Source organism: Alcanivorax sp. P2S70, from assembly GCF_000475295.1.
GTDB classification, from domain to species: Bacteria; Pseudomonadota; Gammaproteobacteria; order Pseudomonadales; family Alcanivoracaceae; genus Alcanivorax; species Alcanivorax profundi.
Genome location: NZ_AXBZ01000054.1, coordinates 1 through 6877 on the forward strand (window position 1 = coordinate 1; position 6877 = coordinate 6877).

General features: G+C 58.7%; 5 protein-coding genes. 2 read left to right on the forward strand and 3 right to left on the reverse strand.

Annotation, left to right across the window (positions count from 1 at the left end; all coding sequences use genetic code 11):
* The first annotated feature begins 138 nt into the window (after window positions 1-138).
* Together Q672_RS30850 and Q672_RS30855 are read left to right on the forward strand one after the other, a co-directional pair.
* The gene (locus Q672_RS30850) at window positions 139-903 is read left to right on the forward strand and encodes an SDR family oxidoreductase (RefSeq protein WP_022986395.1); all 765 of its coding nucleotides are present in this window, start codon (window positions 139-141) and stop codon (window positions 901-903) included.
* A gap of 76 nt (window positions 904-979) precedes the next feature.
* On the forward strand, window positions 980-1750 hold the full coding sequence (locus Q672_RS30855; RefSeq protein ID WP_022986396.1) for an SDR family NAD(P)-dependent oxidoreductase: 771 nt from the start codon (window positions 980-982) through the stop codon (window positions 1748-1750).
* A gap of 56 nt (window positions 1751-1806) precedes the next feature.
* Here Q672_RS30855 and Q672_RS30860 read toward each other — a convergent pair whose 3' ends face one another.
* The 3 genes from Q672_RS30860 to Q672_RS30870 all read right to left on the reverse strand — a co-directional run bounded on the left by Q672_RS30860 (window position 1807) and on the right by Q672_RS30870 (window position 6563).
* Window positions 1807-3852, reverse strand: a complete 2046-nt coding sequence (locus Q672_RS30860; RefSeq protein ID WP_022986397.1) for a TonB-dependent receptor family protein — start codon at window positions 3850-3852, stop codon at window positions 1807-1809.
* 159 nt (window positions 3853-4011) lie between these two features.
* On the reverse strand, window positions 4012-4953 hold the full coding sequence (locus tag Q672_RS30865) for a metal-dependent hydrolase (RefSeq protein ID WP_022986398.1): 942 nt from the start codon (window positions 4951-4953) through the stop codon (window positions 4012-4014).
* Window positions 4954-5138: 185 nt separating this feature from the next.
* Window positions 5139-6563 carry an aldehyde dehydrogenase family protein gene (locus Q672_RS30870; RefSeq protein WP_022986399.1) on the reverse strand — a complete coding sequence of 475 codons (1425 nt, stop codon included), beginning with the start codon at window positions 6561-6563 and terminating at the stop codon, window positions 5139-5141.
* Between the last annotated feature and the right edge of the window lie 314 nt (window positions 6564-6877).

The window sequence follows — 6877 nt, forward strand, 5'->3', positions numbered from 1 at the left end:
ACGCTGAGCATGCAAGGAGTTGTTTAGAGTTTCCCTGAACGCGGTGGTGGAGATGCCGGGCACACGGCACAGACGAAAAACCGCGTTGCCATCTGTTGTTCAGGGCGTGCCGCTTTTCATTTCAACCGGGAGAGAAGTATGAGTACCAACCTGTTTAACCTTGAGGGCAAGATTGCCCTGGTCACTGGTGCCAGCCGTGGTATTGGCGAAGAAATTGCCAGGCTGCTGGCCGAGCAGGGGGCACATGTTATTGTGTCCAGTCGCAAGATCGATGACTGTCAGGTGGTCGCCGATGCCATCAAGGCGGCGGGGGGCAAGGCGGAGGCCTATGCCTGTCACGTGGGTGAGCTGGCACAGATTCAGGCCATCTTTTCCCACATCCGTGAGGTGCACGGCAAGCTGGATATTCTGGTCAACAATGCGGCGGCCAATCCTTTCTTCGGGCATATCCTGGATACCCCGGTCGATGCCTTCGACAAGACTGTGGATGTGAACCTGCGTGGTTACTTCTACATGTCCGTGGAAGGGGCCAAGCTGATGCGCGAACACGGTGGTGGTGCCATCGTGAACACAGCCTCGATCAATGGCATCAGCCCCGGCGACATGCAGGGTGTGTATTCCATTTCGAAAGCGGCGGTGATCAGCATGACCAAGTCCTTTGCCCAGGAATGTGCCCAGTTCAACGTTCGCGTCAACGCGCTGTTGCCGGGCCTGACCAAGACCAAATTTGCCGGTGCCCTGTTCACCAACGACGACATTTACCAGACCGCCATTTCCCAGATTCCCATGCGTCGCCATGCGGAGCCAAAAGAAATGGCCGGTACCGTGCTGTATCTGGTGTCCGATGCCAGCAGCTACGTGACGGGTGAATGTGTGGTGGTTGATGGTGGGTTCACTATCTGAGTTATCAGCTATCAGCTATGAGCTAAGAACTGACAGCTGATAGCTCATGGCTGATGGCTGCCGTTTGGAGAACATAATGGATCCGATTCTCGATTTTACCGGCAAGACTGTCTTGATCACTGGCGCGGCCAGCGGGTTTGGCAAGTTGCTGGCGCAGGAGCTGGGCAAGCGCGGCGCGGCGCTGGTGCTGGGTGACATCAACATGGATGCCCTGAATGCCCAGGCAGATGCCCTGGCCGGGCAAGGCGTGAAAGTGGCAGCGCTGCGTTGTGATGTTTCCCGCGAAGCCGACTGCAAGGCCATGGTCGATACCGCGCTGGCCCAGTTCGGTCACCTGGATATGGCGGTGAACAATGCCGGCATCGCCCACGGTTTTATTCCCTTTGATCAGCTCACCGAAGAAGTGCTGGATCAGCAGGTCAGCGTTAACGTCAAAGGCGTGATGTACGGCATGAAACACCAGATCGCGGCCATGAAGGAAAACGGGGGCAGTATCGTCAACGTGAGCTCCATGGCGGGCCTCGGTGGGGCACCCAAGATTGGTGCCTACTCAGCGGCCAAGCATGCGGTGATCGGCCTGACCCGCACTGCAGCGGTGGAATTTGCCAAGCGCAACATCCGCGTGAATGCGGTGTGCCCCTTCTACACCCATACGCCCATGGTGGACGAAGGCAACCTGTCCGAGAACAAGGATACGGTGCATGCCATGTTGGCGGCGGGTTGTCCCATGAAGCGTCTCGGCCAGCCGGAAGAAATTGTCACGGTAATGCTGATGATGTTGTCGCCGGCGAACAGCTACATGAATGGCCAGGCGATTGCCGTGGATGGCGGGGTGTCAGCGTTCTGATCGTTGTTCCGGGTTCCTGTCCCGGCCATATGCGCCGGGGTGGGAGCGTTTGAGTTCTACCAGTTCAGGGTGACGCCAGCGTAGTAACCCAGACCCGGGCCGGGTTCGAAGTAGCCCCGCTCGCTAACCGGTCGGTCGCTGTTGGCGTTGATTCGCAGGTTGCTGTAATACTCGCGGTCGAGCAGGTTGTTAATGCCCGCAAACAGACTCCACGTTTGTTCCCCCAGGCGCCATTGCTTGCCGCCTTTCAGATTGATCAGCAGCTCACTTCCCACTCGGGTGACATTGGTATTTTCGGCATAGCGATGCGAGCTGAATATCCCTTCCAGAGCGGCAAACAAGCCGCTTTCGTTTTGCCAGTATGCTTCGGCGTAGAGATGATGCTCTGGTAAGCCGGGTAGCCGTTTCCCGCTCACATCGGCCTGTTGCTGGTTGTCCTGAAACTCCTCAAAACGAAAATCGGACCAGGTCCATGACAGCGCCAGTGTGAGATGGTTGGTAGTCGCATGCTCCAGAGACAGCTCAATACCGTCGCGGCGGGTTTTGCCCGCATTCTGGTAGAAGGTGCGCCCATTCAGATCGTAGGGGGTGATTTCATCGTCAACGTCTACCCGAAACAGGGCGGCCTCCAGGTAGAGTCGGTCCAGCAAGCTGCTGCGTACGCCAAGCTCCATGTTTACGGCGGTCTGTGAGGTGAGCGCCGGATTAAAGCCGCCCGCACCGGAGGGATTGGCCAGTTCGGTGAAGGTCGGGCTTTCAAATGCGGTGCCGGTGTTGGCGTAAAGGGTGTGGTGGCGTGAAAGCTGCCAGGCAAGGCCAGCACTGTAGCTGGTTTCGTCAAACGCCCGTTCGCCACTGTTATCACCGTCACCCAACAGGTGATCGTCGATGGTCATGCGTAACCGGTCGGTTCGGGCCCCAACGGTGAGCATCAGGTTGTCGGTCACATGGCTGTCCAGCTGCATGAATACCCCGCTGGCCGTGGCGTACTGATCCTCATCAGCGGTGACCGAGGTAATCGCCCCGTTGGCATTGACCGCATGGCGTCCCCGGGCATCTTGTTGGCGGTCTGCATCCAGTCCGACCAGAAGCCGGTGAGGCCGATCCCTCACAGTGAAGGGCAGGGTGGCATCCAGGCGGGCGCCGTAGAAAAGACGGTGGTAATCGATCAGGCTGCTGCCAGGAAACGGAAGTTGCTGTTGAAAGTCCCGCTGGCTGACAAACAGCCGGGCGTTGATCACCGCATTGCCCAGGGCGTCATCGCGATAGTGCAGGCCAAGACGCTGCTGATCGACCGTCTGGCCGGCGTCCAGCGTGTTCGAAAAGCGGGTGGCCATGTGACGGTCCTGATGAGCCTGTTGGCGGGTGAGCCCACCCGGGTCGTTGGCATAGGGCGTATCCATGGCCGTCAGGAAAACGGTGAGGGCACGATCCTCGTCAGGTTGCCAACCGGCTTGTGCTGTTAACTGATACTTGCGTACCTCGCTCTGCTCTCGGTGGCCCGCATAATCCAGTGCTGTCAGGCTGAAGGCCTGGTGGTTTCGCTGATGCTGACTACTGGCCTGAACGTTGGCCTGGCGCAGGGCATCATTGCCGCCGATCACTGTGGCACTGGCGGATTCTGTTACTGGCTGGGCCGCGGTGCGGATATCCACCACGCCACCGGTAGCATTGCCGTACAGCAGACTGCTGGGGCCTCGAAGTATGGTGAGTTGTTCCACCGCGAAGAGATCAATGCTGTCCAGCTGCGACTGACCGTCTGGCAGTGTCTCCGGGAACCCATCCACGTTCACCCGCAGTCCGCGTACCCCGAACGGCGAGCGAGCACCGAAGCCCCGGGATGATAGGCGCAGGCCCTGGGCAAAATTGTAGCGGTTCTGCAGATACAGCCCGGGCACCCGGTTAAGGCTTTCATCCAGTTGCAGGCGAGGTTGGGCTTGCTGCCGCCGATCCGCCTCTATCACTGTGATGGCGGCAGGGGTATCGGCCAGAGGGCGTTCCATGCGGGTGCTGGTGACGGACACCGGTTCCAGTATCGGTGTTTCGTTCCCTTCAGCCTGGGACGCCAGCACCAGCAGCGCGAAAAAAGACGGAGATTTCATGTACAGCATTCCATGGTGGGTAATGTTGTACAGGACACGCGAGTCAAAGAAAACGGTAACGTTCGGCGGGCGTTGCTCTCTCAAACGTTAGCGGCCCTCTCCCGCTTGCGGGAGAGGGCGACAGTGAGAGGGAAAGGGCGGGATGACGGATGTCCGCCGTCAGTGAAGCTTTTTACGCGTCTTCTTGCGCTGGCTGGCCTGCTCATGTTGTTCGGTCAGCATGCCGTCCTTGCCAAAGAGGCGCTCACGCCATTCGTCCAGCAACGCATCGGTATCGTGCTGGGATGGGTGGAAACCCGGCTTGAAGAAATCCAGGTATTGCGGCCAGAGCTTGGTAAACAGCCCTTTGCGCCCAAACAGGAATTTTAGCCCTTTCCAGTTGTTGCGCAGGTCCAGCAATTTGCCATCGGAGGCCAGCATCTGCGCCTGAAAAATCCCGATGACGGCAAAGAAAACAACGGTCACCGGAATCATGGTGCCGGCCCGCAGCAAGTAGTTGCCGCTGACTTTTTCATACACATCGTAGGCAACCGTCTTGTGCTCGTTTTCTTCCAGCGCATGCCACAGCCACAGTTTCAGTGTCTCCGGGTCGGCCAGTTCGCGGTGGGACTCATCGCGCAGCAGCTGCTCGGCGATGATGGCGGTGTAATGCTCCAGGCTCACGGTGGCAGACAGCTGGAAAATCTTGGGGGTGAATTTTTTGACCCCTCCCAGCAATTTGCCCAGGGTCTTGTCCAGCTTTTCGGTGGGATAGCCGAATTTCTGGCCCAGTTCGTTCCAGGCTTCGTGCTCCTTGCTGTGCATGGCTTCCTGACCGATAAAGCCGGCCACCTGCGCTTTAAGCGTCGGATCAGTAATGTCCTTGCGGAAGTGCCGAACGGCCTGCACAAAGAAATCTTCCCCTTCCGGGAAGAGGGTGGACAGGGTGATCCAGAATGCGCTCAGGAACGGGTCGTCCGCATAGAAATAGCGTTTGGCGGTGGTGGCATCAAACTCAAAGTCCAGCCGACGTGGGGGGATGTTCACGGTGGCGCCCAATGGCACCTTTTCTGCGGTCTTGGTCTGGGTCTTGTTGATGCTGTCGGAAGCTGTTGTTGTCATAAATCCTCCTGGTCCCGGTCTGTCTGGCCGTTATATGTCACACTGTGACATTGATCAATGTAATGATGATCAGGGGTGGACGCGGAGGGGTAAATGGCACTTCGGCGCCCGGGGGAGGGCGCCAGTGCCAGTACACAAAACAAGGGGTTTTGTGTCCGTTAATGACTGACCGATGGGCTCAGGAGTCAGCCGGGCAGGAACAGTGACTTGATTTCCAGGAACTCATCGAACCCGAAACGTCCCCATTCGCGGCCGATCCCGGATTGCTTGTAGCCACCAAAGGCGGCCTGGAAATCCGGGCCGGCGCCGTTCAGGTGCACATTGCCCGTACGCAGGCGATTGGCAATCTGCCGGGCCTGATCGTTATCCCCGAACACATAGCCAGACAGGCCGTAATCGGTGTCGTTGGCGATGGCGACGGCTTCTTCAAGGTCCTGGTACGGGATCATGGTCAGTACCGGGCCGAAGATTTCCTCGCGAGCGATGGTCATCTGGTTGTTGGCACGGCTGAACACCGTGGGCTGGACAAAGTAGCCGGTGTCCAGGCCCTCGGGCATGGCGGTGCCTCCGCATACCAGGGTGGCGCCTTCCTCGATGCCTTTCTCGATCAGTGCCTTTACCCGCTGATGCTGGCGGCCATTGGCGATTGGTCCCATGACGGTGGCGTTGTCGGCCGGGTTGCCTACGGCAATGCTGGCACAGACGCGGGCGGCAATCTGTTCTGCTGCGTCGAGCTGGTCGGCGGGAACCAACATGCGTGACGGCGCATTACAGCTTTGGCCGGTGTTGTTCATCATTGCCCGCACCCCGTGGGTCACGGCCTGTTCCAGATCACAACCGGGCAACAGGATGTTGGCGGATTTGCCGCCCAGTTCCAGTGACACTCGTTTGATGGTGTCGGCGGCTTCCTTGCTCACCGAGGCGCCAGCCCGGGTAGAGCCTGTCAGCGAGACCACATCAATGCGCGGGTCGGACGAGAGCTGCGGACCGACTTTGGCGCCATCGCCGTACACCATGTTGAACACGCCGGCAGGCAGGCCAATCTCGTCGATCATTTGCCCCAGCAGGTTGGCGGACAGAGCCGCGAATTCACTGGGCTTGAGTACCACTGTGCAGCCCACGGCGAGGGCCGGAGCCAGCTTGCACATGATCTGGTTCATGGGCCAGTTCCACGGCGTGATCAGTGCACAGACACCTGCGGGCTCGTGACGAATCACCGAGCCGCCCTGGGTTTCCTCAAAGGGGAAGTCGCGGGCGATTTCGATGGCGTTGTTGAGGTGTGCCATACCAGCGGGGGCCTGGGCCTTGCTGGCCAGTCCGATGGGGGCGCCCATCTCTCGGCTGATGGCGTCGGCAATTTCGGGCAGGCGTTGTTGGTACAGCGCCAGCAGCTTTTCCAGGTACTCGAGTCGGGTGGCCAGCGGCGTTTCACTCCAGCCAGTAAAGGCGGCAGTGGCCGCGGCGATGGCGCTGTCGATGTCTGCCGCTTCGCCAAGCGGAATCTGTGCTTCAGGTTGTTCCGTGGCGGGGTTGATCACGGCGTGAGTCTGGCAGACGGAAGAAGGGGTGACCCAGCGACCATTGATATAGAACTGTTGCAGCGTATCCATGGAAACGTCCTTTGATCGGTTAGCGTGTCCAGTGTAGGTGACTGAATGGCTCATGCCCACAATAATGAAATGATATTTTGAAATATTGACCGGCGCTGGCCTGACATGACATGGTTAGAGCCTGAGCCATTGTGGGTCAAAGGCAACAGGGCCGCCATGGCAAGGCTTATGCATGAAAAACGTGTTTTGTTATATTGGCGCCCCTTGGGAGCCTCTGGATAACTCCTTGCGTGCTCAGTCTTTCAGGCTGGCTCACAATCTAGGCGCGGTTTTGAAGGTGTATGTCCATCCACCGAGAAAGCGCAACAACGAGT

Coding starts and splice junctions, on each gene's coding strand:
- Q672_RS30850 (WP_022986395.1), top strand. CDS start 139: ATGAGTACCAACCTGTTTAACCTTGAGGGCAAGATTGCCCTGGTCACT.
- Q672_RS30865 (WP_022986398.1), bottom strand. CDS start 4,953: ATGACAACAACAGCTTCCGACAGCATCAACAAGACCCAGACCAAGACC.
- Q672_RS30860 (WP_022986397.1), bottom strand. CDS start 3,852: ATGAAATCTCCGTCTTTTTTCGCGCTGCTGGTGCTGGCGTCCCAGGCT.
- Q672_RS30855 (WP_022986396.1), top strand. CDS start 980: ATGGATCCGATTCTCGATTTTACCGGCAAGACTGTCTTGATCACTGGC.
- Q672_RS30870 (WP_022986399.1), bottom strand. CDS start 6,563: ATGGATACGCTGCAACAGTTCTATATCAATGGTCGCTGGGTCACCCCT.